Source organism: Pseudomonas sp. B3G-3, from assembly GCF_028640915.1.
Taxonomy (GTDB): domain Bacteria; phylum Pseudomonadota; class Gammaproteobacteria; order Pseudomonadales; family Pseudomonadaceae; genus Aquipseudomonas; species Aquipseudomonas chlororaphis_I.
The window spans coordinates 1-16,358 of the sequence record NZ_JAQZAB010000131.1 but is presented as its reverse complement, the minus strand read 5'-3'; the positions used below and the strand labels follow the sequence as shown (position 1 = coordinate 16,358).

Annotated in this window: 15 protein-coding genes and 1 pseudogene; 7 read left to right on the top strand and 9 right to left on the bottom strand. The window is 60.7% G+C overall.

Annotation, left to right across the window (positions count from 1 at the left end):
- Positions 1-6: 6 nt before the first annotated feature.
- Positions 7-1,188 (bottom strand): M20 aminoacylase family protein, encoded by a 1,182-nt coding sequence (locus tag PVZ80_RS29675; protein WP_273864918.1) that lies wholly within the window; start codon positions 1,186-1,188, stop codon positions 7-9.
- 116 nt (positions 1,189-1,304) lie between these two features.
- On the opposite strand from PVZ80_RS29675, the gene PVZ80_RS29670 reads away from it, so the two are divergent.
- The 3 genes from PVZ80_RS29670 (at position 1,305) to PVZ80_RS29660 (ending at position 3,378) form a co-directional block, all read left to right on the top strand.
- Positions 1,305-2,294 carry a LysR substrate-binding domain-containing protein gene (locus tag PVZ80_RS29670; protein ID WP_009046891.1) on the top strand — a complete coding sequence of 330 codons (990 nt, stop codon included), beginning with the start codon at positions 1,305-1,307 and terminating at the stop codon, positions 2,292-2,294.
- A gap of 128 nt (positions 2,295-2,422) precedes the next feature.
- A complete protein-coding gene (locus tag PVZ80_RS29665; RefSeq protein ID WP_016701637.1) occupies positions 2,423-2,767 on the top strand; it encodes a hypothetical protein in 345 nt (114 codons plus the stop codon).
- A 293-nt stretch (positions 2,768-3,060) separates the two neighbouring features.
- Positions 3,061-3,378, top strand: a complete 318-nt coding sequence (locus PVZ80_RS29660; protein WP_009046893.1) for a hypothetical protein — start codon at positions 3,061-3,063, stop codon at positions 3,376-3,378.
- Between the two features lie 80 nt (positions 3,379-3,458).
- Here the strand turns inward: PVZ80_RS29660 and PVZ80_RS29655 are convergent, their stop codons facing one another.
- Positions 3,459-4,064: a TetR/AcrR family transcriptional regulator gene (locus tag PVZ80_RS29655; RefSeq protein ID WP_038582204.1), complete on the bottom strand. Its 606-nt coding sequence runs from the start codon at positions 4,062-4,064 to the stop codon at positions 3,459-3,461.
- A 129-nt stretch (positions 4,065-4,193) separates the two neighbouring features.
- Between PVZ80_RS29655 and PVZ80_RS29650 the strand changes: the two genes are divergently transcribed.
- From PVZ80_RS29650 to PVZ80_RS29640, 3 genes are all read left to right on the top strand, one after another.
- Entirely contained in the window at positions 4,194-5,270 is a 1,077-nt protein-coding gene (locus PVZ80_RS29650) for a sugar phosphate isomerase/epimerase family protein (protein WP_273864917.1), read from the top strand.
- Positions 5,271-5,272: 2 nt separating this feature from the next.
- Positions 5,273-6,154, top strand: a complete 882-nt coding sequence (locus PVZ80_RS29645) for an alpha/beta fold hydrolase (protein WP_273864916.1) — start codon at positions 5,273-5,275, stop codon at positions 6,152-6,154.
- 148 nt (positions 6,155-6,302) lie between these two features.
- A complete protein-coding gene (locus PVZ80_RS29640) occupies positions 6,303-7,940 on the top strand; it encodes an ArnT family glycosyltransferase (RefSeq protein WP_273864915.1) in 1,638 nt (545 codons plus the stop codon).
- Between the two features lie 38 nt (positions 7,941-7,978).
- On the opposite strand, the gene PVZ80_RS29635 is transcribed toward PVZ80_RS29640, so the two are convergent.
- Both PVZ80_RS29635 and PVZ80_RS29630 read right to left on the bottom strand, forming a co-directional pair.
- Positions 7,979-9,079: a polyamine ABC transporter substrate-binding protein gene (locus PVZ80_RS29635; protein ID WP_028681626.1), complete on the bottom strand. Its 1,101-nt coding sequence runs from the start codon at positions 9,077-9,079 to the stop codon at positions 7,979-7,981.
- 245 nt (positions 9,080-9,324) lie between these two features.
- The gene (locus PVZ80_RS29630) at positions 9,325-10,230 is read right to left on the bottom strand and encodes a LysR family transcriptional regulator (RefSeq protein WP_273864914.1); all 906 of its coding nucleotides are present in this window, start codon (positions 10,228-10,230) and stop codon (positions 9,325-9,327) included.
- Positions 10,231-10,339: 109 nt separating this feature from the next.
- Here PVZ80_RS29630 and PVZ80_RS29625 point away from each other — a divergent pair, with 109 nt between their 5' ends.
- The gene (locus PVZ80_RS29625; protein ID WP_273864913.1) at positions 10,340-11,578 is read left to right on the top strand and encodes an SGNH/GDSL hydrolase family protein; all 1,239 of its coding nucleotides are present in this window, start codon (positions 10,340-10,342) and stop codon (positions 11,576-11,578) included.
- A 69-nt stretch (positions 11,579-11,647) separates the two neighbouring features.
- Here the strand turns inward: PVZ80_RS29625 and PVZ80_RS29620 are convergent, their stop codons facing one another.
- The 5 genes and pseudogenes from PVZ80_RS29620 to PVZ80_RS29595 all read right to left on the bottom strand — a co-directional run bounded on the left by PVZ80_RS29620 (position 11,648) and on the right by PVZ80_RS29595 (position 16,288).
- A complete protein-coding gene (locus tag PVZ80_RS29620) occupies positions 11,648-12,034 on the bottom strand; it encodes a DUF6124 family protein (protein ID WP_096373038.1) in 387 nt (128 codons plus the stop codon).
- 851 nt (positions 12,035-12,885) lie between these two features.
- Positions 12,886-13,740, bottom strand: coding sequence for a DUF2971 domain-containing protein (locus PVZ80_RS29615; protein ID WP_273864912.1), 855 nt, complete (start codon positions 13,738-13,740; stop codon positions 12,886-12,888).
- 21 nt (positions 13,741-13,761) lie between these two features.
- Positions 13,762-14,181: a very short patch repair endonuclease gene (locus PVZ80_RS29610; protein WP_273864911.1), complete on the bottom strand. Its 420-nt coding sequence runs from the start codon at positions 14,179-14,181 to the stop codon at positions 13,762-13,764.
- A 2-nt stretch (positions 14,182-14,183) separates the two neighbouring features.
- A pseudogene (locus PVZ80_RS33880) lies at positions 14,184-15,035 on the bottom strand (restriction endonuclease); the annotation flags it as partial.
- Between the two features lie 30 nt (positions 15,036-15,065).
- Positions 15,066-16,288, bottom strand: a protein-coding gene (locus PVZ80_RS29595; RefSeq protein ID WP_202946906.1) for an IS3 family transposase whose coding sequence is annotated in 2 segments (ribosomal slippage) — positions 15,066-15,943 and positions 15,943-16,288 — 1,224 coding nt in all. Because the reading frame shifts where the segments join, the coding sequence is not laid out codon by codon here.
- Between the last annotated feature and the right edge of the window lie 70 nt (positions 16,289-16,358).

Genomic DNA, 16,358 nt, shown 5'->3' with positions numbered 1-16,358 from the left:
TTGTCGCTACCTGCCCTCTGGGCCGAGAAAACGCTCGGCCAGCTTGACCCAGTAGGTCGCGCCGATGGGCAGGCAGTGGTCGTTGAAGTCGTAACCCGGGTTGTGCAGCAGACAGCTGCCTTCGCCCTGGCCATTGCCGATCACCAGGTAGCTGCCGGGGCAGCGTTCGAGCATGAAGGCGAAATCCTCGCTGGCGGTGAACGGCTTGAGATCGTGGATCAACTGCTCTTCGCCCAGCCACTCGCGGGCCACCTCCCGGGCCAGGGCGGTTTCCTCGGGGTGGTTGATCAGCACCGGATGGCAGTGCTGATAGTCGATCTGCGCCTGGGCGCCAAAACTCGCGGCCTGGCCATGCACCAGCTCGGTGATGCGCCGTTCGAGCAACTGGCGGACCTCGGGCGTCAGGGCGCGCACGCTGATGCTCATGTCGGCCGAGGCCGGGATCACGTTGGAGACGGTTCCGGAATGGATCGCGCCGACGCTGACGATGGCCGTGTCCTGGGGGTTGATATTGCGCGCGACGATGCTTTGCAGGGCGACCACGATCGAGGCGCACACCAGCACCGGATCGACCGCCTTGTGCGGCACCGCGCCGTGCCCGCCGTGGCCGATGATCTTGACGCTCACGGTGTCGGCCGAGGCCATGAACGGGCCGTTGTAGAAGCCCAGGTGCCCGGTGGGATGGCCCGGTACGTTGTGCATCGCGAACACCGCGTCGCAGGGAAAACGCTCGAACAGGCCGTCATCGAGCATCGCCCGGGCGCCGCCCAGGCCCTCTTCGGCGGGCTGGAAAATCAGTTGCAGGGTGCCCTTGAAGTTGCGCGAGCGCGCCAGGTAGTGCGCTGCCGCCAGCAGGGTGGCGGTATGCCCGTCGTGACCGCAGGCATGCATCACCCCATCAATCCGGCTGGCGTGGGGCACGCCGCTGGTTTCCTGGATCGGCAGGGCGTCCATGTCGGCCCGCAGGCCGAGCGCGGGGCCTTCGCCGTTTTTCAGGGTGGCCACCACGCCGGTGCGGCCGACGCCGGTACTGACCTCATAACCCCATTCGCGCAGTTGCCCGGCCACCAGTGCGCTGGTGGCGAACTCCTCGAACCCCAGTTCGGGGTGGGCGTGGATCTGGCGGCGCAGGGCGATCATTGCGTTCTGCTGTTCGGCTATCTCGGGTAGCACGTAACGGGCATTCATGGTGGGGTTCCTCGGCTAAGGTCGCTCGCCAGCTCGGACCCGTCGGGCGAATCGTCGAGGCGCTGTTGGGCTGATCTTAGGCATCGGGCGGCCTGTCGGGGAGGCTCAGTTTGGTTATGATGACAACCCAAAGTTGTCACCTGGGCACGCTGATGAAATTGCATCAACTCCAAGCCTTGATCGCCAGCGCCGAGACCGGCAGCATCCGCGGCGCCGCGCGTTCGCTGAACCTGTCCCAGGCGGCCGTGACCAAGGCGTTGCGCGAGCTGGAAACCGCCCAGCAGTTGCCGCTGTTCGTCCGCACGCCCAGCGGCCTGAACTTCACCGAGTACGGCAAGGTGCTGCTGACCCACGCCCGGCTGGTGCTCAAGCAACTGGAGCATGCCCAGGCCGAGCTGGATCAGTTGCGCGGGAAAAACAGCGGCCGGCTGTGTGTCGGGGTCACGCCGTGGATCGCTCTGACCCTGCTGCCGGAAGTGGTGCTGGAGTTTCGCCAGCGTATGCCAGAGGTGCGCCTGGAGCTGTTCGAAAGCCTGATGGCGGTGGCCCAGCCGCTGCTGCGCGACGGCAGCATGGATTTCGCCATTGGCCAGTTGCACCCGTCCCAGGCGCCGCAGGACTTTTCCTGCGAGACCCTGCTGGACTACCAGACCTCGGTGCTGGTGCGCCAGGGCCATGCCCGGCAGGATGCCCGCTCGATCCATGAACTGCTGGATCAGCAATGGACCCTGAACTACGCCCCGGACGGCCACGACGCGCTGATGCGGGACCTGTTCTGGCGCCACGGCGCGCAGATCGACGAGCGCCGCATCGTCCGCGCCCATTCCCTGGCGATCCTGCAAATGCTGGTCGAGCACGCCGACATGTGTACCTGGGGCCCGACCATCATGAGCACCGCGCCGCCGTTCCTCGGGCGGCTGGTGTCGTTGCAACTGGAGGAGCAGTTTGAGCCCCGGCACCTGAGCATCGTCACCCGTTGCAACGTCGCCCTCAGCAACCCGGCCCTGTGTTTCACCGATTGCCTGCTGCAGGTGATCCGCCGGCACGCGCGCTCGGCGCGCAAAGAGGACCGGGCGCTGTTCGAGACCGTGCGCCTGCGGGTCTGAGGCGAGCCACGGATCGCAAGCAGGTTGTGGCAATCGTCACTACGCTGGAAGGTGCGCCCGGCGGGCCTTCAGGCTTCTGAAACGCTACGGGCGCCTTTCTACCCTGCGGCTGAACCGGTGCCTTGAATATGCGCAAACTATGGCAAAAGTATTTGGAACTGCTGGACGGCGACCTGAATACGCGGGTCTTCGACAACTTCAAGAACCTGCTGGTCTGCGCCTTGCTGTTCGCCGCCGGGACCAACGCGCTGCACGGTGACCATCAGCTGTTCATGGGCCTGCTCGGCTCCAACCTGACCGGCTGGGGGTTGATCACGGTGTCGGCGCTGCTGATGCTGCTCAATGTCAGCGACGGCCTGCGCCGGCTGGCCAAGCTGCGTTATCACACGGCCCTGCAGATCGGCCTGTTCCTGGTGTACCTGATCCTTGCCCTGCGCGTGGTGGAGATCGTCTGGAACTTCCGGGCCGACTAGCTTCTTGCAACACAAATGCCCTACAAAAAACGCGTATCGGTCGCCGCGCCAATACCCTATACAGAGAACGGCCGCCATCGCTCATGGCGATACTGACACCCGTAACCCACCACTCAGGAGATGGACATGTTCAGGTTCCTTACGGTCACTGAATTAGAGCAAACCCCTCGGCATGGTCATGGCGGCTCCGTCAGCGGAGCCATTGCTGCCTGGGAGCTGAAAAATCTGGCTCTCAATACCAAGGGGTTTGTCATATGTCCAAAGAATTACTCGGAGTTTCTGCTGTAGGGCTGATGGTGCTGGGCGAGTTTTGCGCGATCTACAGCGAAGTGGTCGCCGCCCGCCTGGCGCATACGGGCAACACGTCATGGCCGGACCTGGCGTTACCCGTACTGATCATGTGTTTCGCCGGTATCTGCCTGATTGGCGCCTATTGGCTGGGGTACCTGGCGGTCGGCGATATCTGGATGATCACGGTGGTGTCGGTGACCTCGCTGTTGCTGCTCGAACCGCTGGTGATCTGGTCGGTGTTCCGTGAGTTGCCGGGACGCGGCACCCTGATCGGCTGTTGCCTGGGCGCGCTGGGCATGCTCTCGGCGGTCTTTCTGTAACTCGCGCAACGACTCGAATGCGGCCTGGCGGTGATCCCGCCGGGCCGTTTTTTTATCCGCGGTTGGCGGTTCGCTGAGGGCTATTTGGACGCTTCGGTTTGTGCATCGAAGGCCGCCATGGCCATGGGAATCATCGCCAGCAGGCGCGACTTGCCGATGCCGTCTCGGGCCTGCACCGACAGCCCATGCAGCACCGTGGCATAGCAGTCCCCGAGGGACATCACGTCGGTGCGCTTGGGCAACTCGCCAGTGCGCACGGCCTGTTCCAGGCGCTCGATGATGGAGCGGGTCCTGTCGCGGCGGTGCTCGGCCAGCCATTCCCTGATGCCGTCGTTGTCCGCCGAGCAATTGGTGGCGGAGGACACCACCATGCAGCCCTGTGGCCGGTCGGGCTGGGTGTAGAGCTCGACGGCTTCCCTGAGCATGCGCTCGATGGCATCGCGGGCACTGATGTCATCGCCCAGGGCAGCATCGGCAAAGGCGCCGTCGCCTGATTCGTAGACTTCGATGGCTTCGCGAAACAGCGCTTCCTTGGAACCAAAGGCCGCATAGATGCGCGCCGAGGCAATGCCCAGCGCGTCCACCAGGTCGGACATGGAGGTGGCCTCGAAGCCGCGCTGCCAGAACACATCACGCGCCTTGTACAGGGCCTGTTTTCGGTCGAATTCGCGGGGTCTGCCAGCCATGTCCAGTTCTCGATGCAAAGGGAGTGCTGCCAATTATTGGTCGATCGACAAAAAAATCAAGCTGTCGTATTGACGTGTGTCGAGGGTCGCCCTATTGTTTGTCGATCGACAAATAATAGGGCGTAAACAATGAAAACCCTCAAGGGACCGAGCCTGCACCTGGCTCAATTCAGTGACGCGGCAGCGCCATTCAACACCCTGCCCGCGATTGCCGCCTGGGCGGCGGGGCTGGGGTTCAAGGCGCTGCAAGTACCGGCCTGGGATGAGCGCCTGTTCGATGTGCGCCTGGCGGCCAGCAGCCAGGATTATTGCGATGAGGTCAGCGGCACCCTGGCCGAACATGGCCTGGTGATCAGCGAACTGACCACCCACCTGTTCGGCCAGTTGGTGGCCGTGCATCCCGCCTACGACTCCCTGTGCGACGGCTTCGCCCCGGCGGCCCTGCGGGGCGACAGTGGCGCCAAGACCCAGTGGGCCCTCGAACAGCTGAAGCTGTCCGCCAAGGCGTCTCGCCGGCTGGGCCTCAGCGATATGGGAACCTTTTCCGGCTCGTTCGCCTGGCCCTATTTCTTTCCCTTTCCACAGCGCCCGGAAGGCCTGGTCGACTCGGCGTTCAATGAGCTGGCCAAGCGCTGGCGGCCGATTCTCGACGCCTGCGACGAGCAGGGGGTGAACCTGTGCTACGAGATCCACCCGGGCGAGGACCTGCATGACGGCGTGACCTTCGAGATGTTCCAGCAGCGGGTCGGCAACCATCCGCGCTGCAAGATGCTCTTCGACCCCAGCCATTTCGTCCTGCAGCAGCTCAATTACCTGGACTACCTGGATATCTACCACGAGTTCATTCGCATGTTTCATGTGAAGGACGCCGAGTTCAATCCCAGCGGCCGCCAGGGCATCTACGGCGGTTATCAGCCCTGGGCCGACCGGGCCGGGCGGTTCCGTTCGCTGGGCGACGGGCAGGTGGATTTCAAAGGGATCTTTTCCAAGCTGGCGCTTTATGACTATGCCGGCTGGGCGACCCTGGAATGGGAGTGCTGCCTGAAAGACCAGGAGCAGGGCGCGCGCGAGGGCGTGGCCTTTATCAACCAGCACATCATCCAGGTGACGGACAAAGTCTTCGACGACTTCGCCGGCGCGCCGGTGGACCAGGCGCAGATCAACCGACTGCTGGGCATTGCCCAGCCCTCTCATCAAGGACGCTGAGCATGGATCTTTTCGAACAGCAGGCTTTTGCCGGGCGTGACTACCACCATGGCTACGTACAGGTGGACGGCGGGCGCATTCACTATGTCAGCGAGGGCCAGGGCCGGCCTGTGTTGTTGATCCCCGGGTGGCCGCAGACCTGGTTCACCTGGCGCCATGTCATGCAGGCGCTGGCCGGGCAGGGTTACCGGGCGATCGCGGTCGACCTCCCCGGCATGGGCCTGTCCGATCGCCCCGAGCAGGGCTACGACACCGGCAGCACGGCGTCTCGCCTGCAGGCCCTGATGCTGGCGCTGGGTTACAGCCAGTACTCGGTGGTGGGGCATGACGTCGGCATGTGGGTGGCCTATGCCCTGGCCAGCGACTACCCGCAGGCGGTGGAGAAACTGGCCCTGACGGAAGCGGTGATTCCCGGCCTGGCCGAGGCGCCGGCGATCTTCGCGCCGCCCGGGCAGAACATCTTTCTCTGGCACTTCATGTTCAACCAGTTGCAGGACCTGCCGGAGATGCTGATCGCCGGGCGCGAGGCGCAATACCTGGCCTACATGTTCGAAAAGTGGTCGGTGCACCAGGAGCAGGTCGCGGTCGAGACCTATGTCAAAGCCTACTCGGTGCCCGGCGGGCTGCGGGGTGGGTTCGCCTATTACCGGGCCATCCCCGAGAGCATCCGGCAGAACCGCGAGCGTGCCAGCCGTGCCTTGGAAATGCCGGTCCTGGCGATTGGCGCCGAACATGCCACCCACGATGCACCGCTGCTGACGATGCAGGGCAACGCGCTGAATCTTCAGGGGGCGATAGTGCCGGGGTGTGGTCACTTCATTACCGAGGAGGCGTCCGAGGCCTTTATTGCTCATCTGCTGCCGTTTCTGCGGCAGGAGGGCTGAGCGCGCCAGGCTGTCTTCTTGAGTGGCTGCTGATGGACGGGCCAGGATTTTTTTGCGGCCTGTTCAGGGAGGGTTCAGGGCCTGCGGCTGCAACATGGCAGCCGGCATGCCCAAGCCTTCGGGCAATGCACCCTCTGACGGATCATCCATGGACCACCACCGCATTCGCATCGAGATGTTGGGCGTCTTTCTGTTCGCTTTGTTCCTGTTCACGTTCGGCATCTGGGACCAGCCAGCGCAAGGTTTCGACGGGCGCTGGTGGTTGTTCCTGCAGGAGATGTTCCGCCACGGCGCCAGCCTGTTTCCCACTACCTACGGCGAGCCTTACCCGGACTATCCGGGTACCGCCACCTGGTTCAGCTATGGCTTTGCCCAGCTGTTCGGTGCGCCCAACCAATTGGCCAATATCCTGCCCACGGCGCTGGCCTCGGCCGGGGTGCTGGCGTTGCTGTACCGCCTGCTGGCGCCGCTCGATCGCACCTGGGCATTACTGGCGGTGCTGCTGACGGCGCTGACCACCCAGTGGCTGGAGAAGTCGCGCTCGGTGTGCCTGGACCAGATGGTCTCGCTGCTCTGCCTGGGCTGTTTTTACCTGCTGCACAGCGGCGAGCAGATGGGCTCTAAATGGCGGCAGTACGCGATTTTTCCGTTGTTCGTTATTGCCTTCGCCATTCGTGGCCCCCTGGGGCTGATCGAGGTCTGCGGCGTGGCCTGCACCTATTGGGCGCTGGGGCGTTACCGTTCCCGGGACGACGCCTGGCGGCTGGCGAGGAAGGTGATGGTCCACGGGGTGATCGGCCTGATCCTGCTGGCCGCCTGCTGGTGGCTGCTGATGCAGCTGGCGCAGTTCAGCGGTGGCGAAGCCTTCGCCCGGCAGGTCTATCAGATGCAGGTGAGCGGGCGTCTGGATGAGAGCGGCGATCCGTTCTATTTCTACTTCCAGCTCAGCCTCTATCGTTACTTCCCGGTGGTGCCGCTGGCGCTGGCGACCCTGTTCGTCCTGCGCCGGCAATGGTCCACGCGGCACACGGACGATCAGATGCAGTTGCTGGTGCGCCTGGGCGCCTGCGGACTGATGATCCTGCTCGGCTTGTCGGTGCCGCACTTCAAGCGCGCTTATTACATCCTGCCCATGGTGCCGATGTTCGCGGCGGTGGCGGCTTACGGCCTGCTCAAGCCGCAGCGTTGGCTGGTCGGGGCGCGGCGGTTTTATCTCGGCCTGGTCGCGCTGTTGCCGGGGCTGTGTGTCGTGGTGCTGTTGGTTTGTCGGCACAGCTGGCAGAAGCACGGTTATTGGCCGGCGCTGTCATTGCCGCTGATGATCGCGGTCTTTCTCGGTTTGCAGGGGCTGGCGCTGTACTGCTGGCGAACCACTCGCGACTCGCCGGGGCGGCGCCTGGTGCTGCTCAGCCTGTTGGCCCTGGCGGCGCAGTGGTGGCTGCTGGTGAAGGTGATCGAGCCGGCCAAGGACCTGCAATTCGCCACCCGGGGTTTTGTCGGGCAGGTCGAGCAACTGCGTGGGGAGGACCGCGGAACCCTGGTGTTTCTCAACCTGGGCAAGGACACCTGGGCGGTGCGCTACATGATGAACCTGGACCACGACGAGCAGCCGCGGTTTATCGGCAAGGACGATCTGGCGCCGCTGGCCTCATTGCCGCGTCCGGCCTGGGTGATCCTGGCGCGCAAGGATCGGGCGTTATTGGCGGGGACCGCGCTGGAGCAGGTGAACCCAGTGTTCGAAGGGCGCTTGAACGGCAATCCCTGCCTGCTGTTCGAATTGAAGTGAAGACCAGGCAGCCCCAGGGCGGGGCTGCCCGAGGGGGATCATTTATCCGACTTGATGCTGGTCCAGACCCGGGTGCGCACGCGCTCCAGCTTTTGCGGCAGCGGCTGCACCACATAGAGTTTCTTCAAGGCTTCGGGGGTTGGTGTCAGGTCGGTGTTGCCGGTGATCTCCTTGTTGATCAACGGAATCGAGTCCTTGTTGGCGTTGGGGTAACCGAGGAAATCACTGATGGGCGCGATGACTTTCGGGTCCAGCAGGGTGTTGAGGAACTCATGGGCCTCGGCGACATTCTTCGCGCTCTTGGGAATGGCGAAGGTGTCGAACCAGATCGGCGCGCCTTCCTTGGGCAGGCGCCAGTCCACCACCACGCCGTTGCCGGCCTCTTTGGCGCGATTGCCGAACTGGTAGAAGCTGCCGGAGTAACCGATGGCCACGCAGATGTCGCCGTTGGCGATATCGGTCATGTATTTGGCCGAGTTGAAATAGGTGACGTAGGGGCGGATTTTCAGCATCAGCTCCTTGGCTTTTTCGTAGTCCTGCGGGTTCTGGCTGTTGGGGTCCAGCCCCAGGTAATGCAGGGCCAATGGCAGGATTTCCGTAGGCGAGTCGAGCATGGCCACGCCGCAGGATTTGAGCTTCTCCATGTTCTCCGGCTTGAACACCAGGTCCCAGCTGTCCACCGGTGCGTTGTCGCCCAGCGCCGCCTTGACCTTGGCCGGGTTGAAGCCGATCAGCACCGTGCCGTACATGTAGGGCACGCCGTACTGGTTGCCCGGGTCGTTGCTGTCCAGCAGCTTGAGCAGCACGGGGTCCTGGTGCTTCCAGTTGGGCAGCTTGGACTTGTCGAGCTTCTGGAACACCCCGGCCTTGATCTGGGTGTCGAGGAACTGGTTCGACGGCACCACCAGGTCGTAGCCGGAGTTGCCGGTCAGCAGCTTGGCTTCGAGGGATTCGTTGGTATCGAAGGTGTCCCAGGTGACCTTGATGCCGCTGTTCTTGGCGAAGTCCTTGGGCACCGACGGCAGGATGTAGTCGGCCCAGTTGTACACCCGCAGCTCGCGCTGCTCGGCCTGCGCCGCGGCGGCCAGCAGCGACAGCCCACAAACGGTGGCACTCAGTATGGTTTTCATAGTGGCCATGAATTTTTTCCCCAGCGTGGCGATGGTTTTTATGTTCTGTACGCGGCAGGCGGTCCTTTAAAAGGGCAAAGGACAAAGAGGGTCAAGGTTCACAAGGGCGATTCTGGTGACAGCCTGGGTCACTGAGTCAGCGGTCCGGGTTCGATTCTTGCCGACGGCCCCCGGGATTCACAGCACGGGGTTGGCCAAAAGGGGATCGTAATGGCCATTGATCGTGTCCGGGGCAGGCATCGATGTTTATCGGGTCAGGCAATGAAGCCGGGTAGCTGCGGTACCCGTTCGGCCAGGTATTCCATGAGCAAGCGCACGCGCAGGGGCCGGTAGCGGCGCTCGGGGTAGATCAGGAACGCCTCGTTCGCTGGCCCGCTCCAGTCGGGCAGGACCCGCACCAGTTGCCCGCTGTCCAGCAGGTCGCTGACCAGCCAGGCCGGGGTGATACAGAGCCCGGCGCCCTGCAACACGCCGTCGCGAATGGCCAATGAACTGTTGGTCCGGTAGCGCCCTTGCGTGGTGATGCTGACCTTTTCGCCGCTCGGGCCGCTCAGTTCCAGGCGATCGCCCGCTGCCAGCCAGGCGAAGCGCAGGAAGTTGTGTGCGCTCAGGTCGGCCGGGCTGTTCAAGGGCGCATGCTGGCGCAGGTATTCCGGCGCCGCCACCAGGTAGCGCGGCGACGTGGCGATGCGTCGGGCGATGGCGTTTGGCGGCAAGTCACCGCCCAGGCGCAGGGCCAGGTCGACGTTCTCTTCGGTGAGGTCGACGAAGCGATCGTTGAGGATCAGCTCCACCTCGATCTCCGGGTATTGCGCCATGAACGCCAGCAGCAGCGCATTCAGGTGCAACACCCCCAGGCTCACCGGCACATTGACCCGCAGCACGCCCTCGGGGCGTTCGGTCAGGCCGCGTACTTCGGCCACCGCTTCGCTGTATTCCTCCAGCACGGCTTTCGCCCGCTCGTAGAAACGCTTGCCCTGTTCGGTGGGCGTCAGCCCGTTGGTGCCGCGAGTGAGCAGGCGGGTGCCCAGCTGCTTTTCCAGGGCCGCCACCAGCTTGCTGACAGTGGGCTGCGTGCTGCCCAGCTCGCGGGCGGCCGATGACAGGCTGCCCAGTTCGACGGCGCGGACGAAGCAGTGCATCGCTTTGAGGTTGTCCATGGGTATTCGATACCGGAATGGGCTGTATGAAGTTATGCCTTCTACCATGGTTATTTCGAATGGAGCAATCTGGCTCGCCTCAGCCTTACTGCCTCAAGGAGCTACCCGGATGAAAGCCCTGCACGCGCGATTTTCCCTGCCGCTGATCGTCACGGCCCTGCTGGCCGCAGGTCCTGCCCTGGCCCAGGACAACTGGCTCACCACCTGGATGGCCAGCCCGCAACCGACCTGGGGCAACGAGTTGCCACTGCCCACGCGGATTCCCGAGGCCCTGGCCGACAGCACTATTCACCAGAAGCTGCGTGTCAGCGTCGGCGGCAGCCAGGTACGGGTGGTGATTTCCAATGAATACGGCAAGCAGCCTCTGCTGATTGGCGCAGCACGGGTCGCCACCATGGAGGAGGGCGAGTCCGTTCGCGCAGGCTCCGGGCAGAGCCTGAGGTTCGGCGGTGAAGAACAGGTCAGCATCGCGCCGGGTGAAACCCGGACCAGCGACCCGGTAGCGCTGGCAGTGCCGGCCCTCGGCGATCTGCTGGTCTCGCTGTACCTGCCACAGCGCACGCCGCTGACCACCTTCCATTGGGACGGCAAGCAAACCGCGTTTATCAGCCCGGGCAATCAGGTCAATGCGCAGCGGCTGGAAGGCAAGGAACAGGTGGAGGCGCGGCTGTTCCTCAGCGACATCCTGGTGGACGCCCCACTCGACAGCCGTGCCTTGGTGGTACTCGGCGACTCCATTACCGATGGCAACGGCTCGACCCTGGACCGCAACCGGCGCTGGCCCGACTTCCTCGCCCAGCGCCTGGCCAGCGAGAACGTCGCGGTGCTCAACGGCGGCATATCCGGCGCGCGCCTGCTCGAAGATGGCATGGGCGCCAGCGCGTTGGCGCGGTTCGAGCGCGACGTGCTGAGCAAACCCGGAGTGAAAAGCGTGGTGCTGATGCTGGGGATCAACGACATCAGCTGGCCCGGCACCGCCTTCGCGCCGAACTCCCCCCTGCCGTCGCTGGAAAAGCTGATCGCCGGCTACCGGCAACTGATCGACCAGGCCCATCGCCACAACCTCCGCATCATCGGCACCACCCTGCTGCCCTTCGAAGGCGCCCTGGAAGGCAGCATCATCGAGCACTACCACAGCGCCCCGAAGGAACAACTGCGCCAGGCGCTCAACCAGTGGATACGTACCAGCCAGGCATTCGACGCGGTGATCGACTTCGACCAGATGACCCGCGATCCGCGGTATCCAACTCGGTTGCTGCCGCAGATCGATTCGGGCGATCACCTGCATCCGGGGGATGCGGGGAATAAGGCGATGGCGGAGGGGGTAGATCTGAAGATGCTTTTTTGAGTGTTTAGTAGATGCGTTAAGGAACAGCGCGGCAGCTCATGCTGCCGCGCCGTACTTTCGCAGGGCGTTTTACTTCAGCGATGGCGTGTGGCGACTGCCATCGAGCAAGGCATCCACCACGGCCCGCGCCATCTCCACCGAGTGCACCAGCGACCAGATCAAACCGCGCTCGATGCCACTGCCACGCTCGGTGATTTCATCGGAAACCTCTTCAGCACTTTTCAGCAGCAGGGAGACATGGAGCAAGGCTTCTTCGGCGTTGATGCCTTCCCGAACTGAGAACAAAGAATCGCGGCTCACCGGGATACTGACGGTTTTTTTGAGCGACTGAATCAGAGACGCATCAGCAGGCTGAACTGACAGTTTCTGCCGGATGTGCTGATTGGCCAGATCGTGTTCGAGGTTTCTGACGCGGTGGGTAGCAGTGCGGGGCGGATCGGGAACGAGCTTTTTCATGGTGTAACTCCTAGTACAGAGATAGGAGCCATCACCGTCGCTGCTAAACGATAGGGTGGCGGCCGTTCGCAGGTTAGCAGACCGGTGTACTAGGAACCCGGCGCACCCGAAGGTGCCCTGCGCACGGCCACCATAAAGCGGAGCCAAAAAAAGCGCCACGTAATGGGGGCGCCATGCGCCTAGTTACACGTCGAGCTGCTAAACCCGGTCACTGAATTTGCAGTGACAGAACGAGGCTAGCCAGCGGGTACACCAGGCGCAAGCGGCTAGGAGTTTCTAGGAAAGTTCGCACAATAGAAAGAGACTTAACGCTGCTCCAGGGGGGCGAACGCTCGGACTGCGATTGATGGAAGGAGGGGACGTGGCAATGGCGATGGTGATATTGGAATGTAGGGGATAGAAATAACAAAGCCCGCACAAGGCGGGCTTTGTTGGTGCTTTGCTTGGTGGGCCGAGGTAATCTGAATTAGTTTGGTAAGTTACTAGTTTATAAGATGAATATAGATTTTGTTTTTGGTTGCAGTTGAAATGCGGTGCTCCACTTGACTAGCCGTTTGTATTCACTATTGGGACAGTTCAGTCAAAGCGAGTTTTTCTTCATGTAAGGCAAAAAAGCGGATAGAAGTTATTGCTCAGACCAGCAGGTAAGATAGTCAGCAGCCGGACAGAAACAGTTGGTCCACTGCGTAAATATGTCTGTATCCTTTTCCCATACGGAACAGTTTGAGCTGTTTTTGGCGCTAGGGGAAGTCTAGATATTTGGTTTTTACGAAATGGCAGATTTATAAGTCGTGTGGTTGCTGAGTTGCACCTCTTGAAGGAAGATTTTCTCAGGTCGTCCCCCAGTAGAATTACGTTGCCAATGCTTTTATTTTAAGTTTGAATAAGCCTGGAACTGTATCGGTGCGGTAGAATTTAACGTGCGACTTTAGGCTGTTCTGGCATATTTTCATAATGCGCTCTTTGTCTTCGTTGCTTGTCCTTAAACCGAAGGTTATTGTTTTAATGCATTTGGGAGTGTGTCGTTTAAGTCCTGTGCTATGTTCGCATATTAGTCGGAACTCTTTCTCGTACCCCCATTTTATGTATTTGTCAGTAAGTACGGCTACTGCCATTTTTTCATCATCGTACCTTGTGTATATTTTTTTTAGCGTCTCATATTTTTTTAACCATTTTCTTTCAGGAAGATTTTTATACTTGTAAAACATTTTACTATAGAAGTCTAAGACGATTTGAGGGTCGCTTAGGTCCGTGTATTCATTTATATAGTTTACTGGCATGACTTTGGGTGCTATCTCCATAGACTTATGGAGATCGTCAAAACCAATGCAGAAGCCCCTATGATTGTCCGCGTAATGGCTCCACATGAGAATTTCATCATTTACTTCGCTCATGCTGTAAACGCCGGTGTTAGTCATTTTCTCCCTTATTTTTTTGTGTATCTCGTCCTTTCCGTTGTTCCCATCTAACACAATGGATTGGCATACCTGCTTTAGGTGCTGATGGTCGGCTTGAGTGAGCTTTCCTTCTTCATACAGCCGGTCTACCCCATCTGCCGCCCTTGTGTACATTTTGTAGAGGTCAGGGAATGGTGTTGAAAACTCAAAGGGGTCGTTAAAGTCTGTATATTTTGAAAAATACACACTGTTACGTTCCAGTGCGTCAAGTGAGTATTTGTTTATGGCGCGGTATTTGTATCCAATCATGGAGTGATTCCATTCAGTTCTTCAATCAAGTCTTTCTATTATTCCGGATAACTTGTTCTGCAATGCTTGCTTGTTTCGTGTTTCACACTCCCACACCACCATAACTCTCCACCCAAGAGCAACCAGTGCAGCTTCGTTCTCCTTATCCCGCTCCGTGTTTCTGGCCAGCTTGGGTAGCCAGAACTCTAGTCGGCTTTTGGGGGTGTAGGCGTACTGACAGCCATGGTGTCGATGCCAGAAACAACCATGAACAAACAGACACAGCCGGTGCTTGGGAAAGACCAAGTCGGGTGAACCCGGTAGATCCTTCCGATGTAAGCGGAAGCGTAAGCCCATTGAATGACACTGCGACCTTACAGCCAGCTCCGGTTTGGTGTCTCGCGCGCGAATTCGCCCCATCATGCGGGAACGTGTTTCGGGCGACACAATATCAGTGCACATACTCAGACCGTATCGGTAGGGAAGCTGCTCTGGAGCCACTCAGTCACGGCGGAATAGCTGTGTAAGCCTGCTGCTTCCAACAGTTCAATAATGTCCCTGCCGGAAAGAATCATCACTGGGTGACCATCCTCAACCACCTCCTTGTAAGCCTGTGTGTTTACCCAGGATGTAGTAATCAGTACGCCAAACTGGCGATGGCGTAGGCGGGATATCAACCGCGACATCTCCCTGACGCCTACCGAGTTTTTCGGACTGTAGCATTTCGCTTCAATGGCGAAGTCCACCAGCACGGATGCCTCCTGCCGACCGATGCGTAGTTTCCCGATGCCGTCACGGCCGCCATCGCGATAAGGCCTAGTCAGATCCAGTTCGACGGTATTCGGAAGGCAAAGCCTGACAATGTGTGCAGCGCAGGCTTCGAACGCAAAAGGAGCCTTCTTGAAGTGCTCATTCATCACTGCGAGCATTTTTACACCCCTTTCTGAGTCCGGCAGTTGCTCCTCTTTTGAGCGTACCGGTCTCGAGCGCTTGGATATCAGAGGTGTGTACTGTCCTGATGCCACCCACTTCAACCACTCCTTCGGTGCATGCTTGCTATCAATACCTCGGATGCCATGGATGATAATGTCGTCCAACCATGCACGTGGCACCCGTGGCACATCCAGGATGGTGAATGTGGCTTTGTAGTTCTGAAAGCGCTGCTTCTTGCTGGTATGCCACACACTCACTAGGTCATCGTTCTGTGTGCTGCCTATGGCGCCAGGAACGGCCAGCCCCCGGAAGATCTTGTCCCGGTATACCCCGGCCTTCGTGAATACCAGGACCGGTGGGATATGTTGTCGTTTCCTGGACTTGCCCCTATCAAACCGGACACCGGCACCCCGTTAAGTTGATGCCTCAGCCAGGCGCCTGAACTCCCGAGGTGAGCGGTAGTTCAGTGCGCTGTGCGGATGTTCCTCGTTGTAATGCTCGAAGGCGATGGCCAGGTTACGCAGGGCCGTCGCTCGATCGGGCTTGGGCATGTGACGGATGTAGTCACGCTTCATAGTCTTCACGAAGCTCTCCGCCATGCCGTTGCTCTGCGGGCTGCACACCGGAGTTGTCAGGGGCAGCAGGCCGATCTGCCGGGCAAAGCCCCGGGTCTGTTCAGCGGTATAGGCCGAGCCGTTATCGCTCAGCCATTGCACCGGCGATGTCGGTAGCTGGTCACCAAAGCGTTGCTCGATAGCTTCCAGCATCACATCTCGAACATCGTCGCCACTGTAGCCATTTGGGCTGGCCACCCAACTGATGGCCTCACGGTCGCAGCAATCCAGAGCGAAGGTTACACGCAGTTTTTCGCCGTCCTCGCAGCGAAACTCGAAGCCATCCGAACACCAGCGGGTGTTGCTCGTGTCCACCGCGACGCGACCTTCATGACGCCGCGCCACCCCCGGCTGCTTGCGCCGGCGCTCCAGCAACAGGTCGTGGTCTCGCATGACGCGGTATACCCGCTTCACGTTGATCGGTGGCTGGGCCTGCTGCTCATGCTGTCGACGCAAAAGGCCCCAGACCCGGCGATAGCCATAGCTGGGCAATGCGCCGACGGCCTGCTTGATCCGCTCGACCAGGGCCGCATCGTTGAGCGTCCGGCGACGACGCGGCTGCGCCCCCGGAGTGGGCTGTTTGAGCCGAGCCGTCAATTGCGAGCGCGCCACACCGAGACTCTCACTGACCGCTTTCACTGGTCGTCCCCCGGCAACAAGGGTGAGTGCGCAATCCATTTTCGCGAGCGGGCGATCTCCACCGCTTCCTTGAGGATTTCAGCCTCCATGGTCTTCTTGCCCAGCATCCGTTGCAGTTCGCGGATCTGCTTGAGGGCATCGGCCAGCTCGGAAGCAGGCACCACCGCTTCACCGGCACTGACTGCCGAAAGGCTGCCGTCCTGGTAGAGCTTGCGCCAGTGGAACAGTTGGTTGGGATTGATGCCGTTGCGCCGGGCCACCACCGAGACGCTTTGCCCAGGCTCCAGGCTCTCGCGCACCATGGTTAATTTCTCCTCGACGCTCCAACGGCGACGCCGCTCCTGGCCGAGCACTTCGATGCTTTTGTCTTTGCTGGTAGTCATAAACACAGTCGTTTGCCTATCCCTTATGGTAAGGGGGAAACGGTGTCCTGTGTTTCAAGGGGCTCGTTCA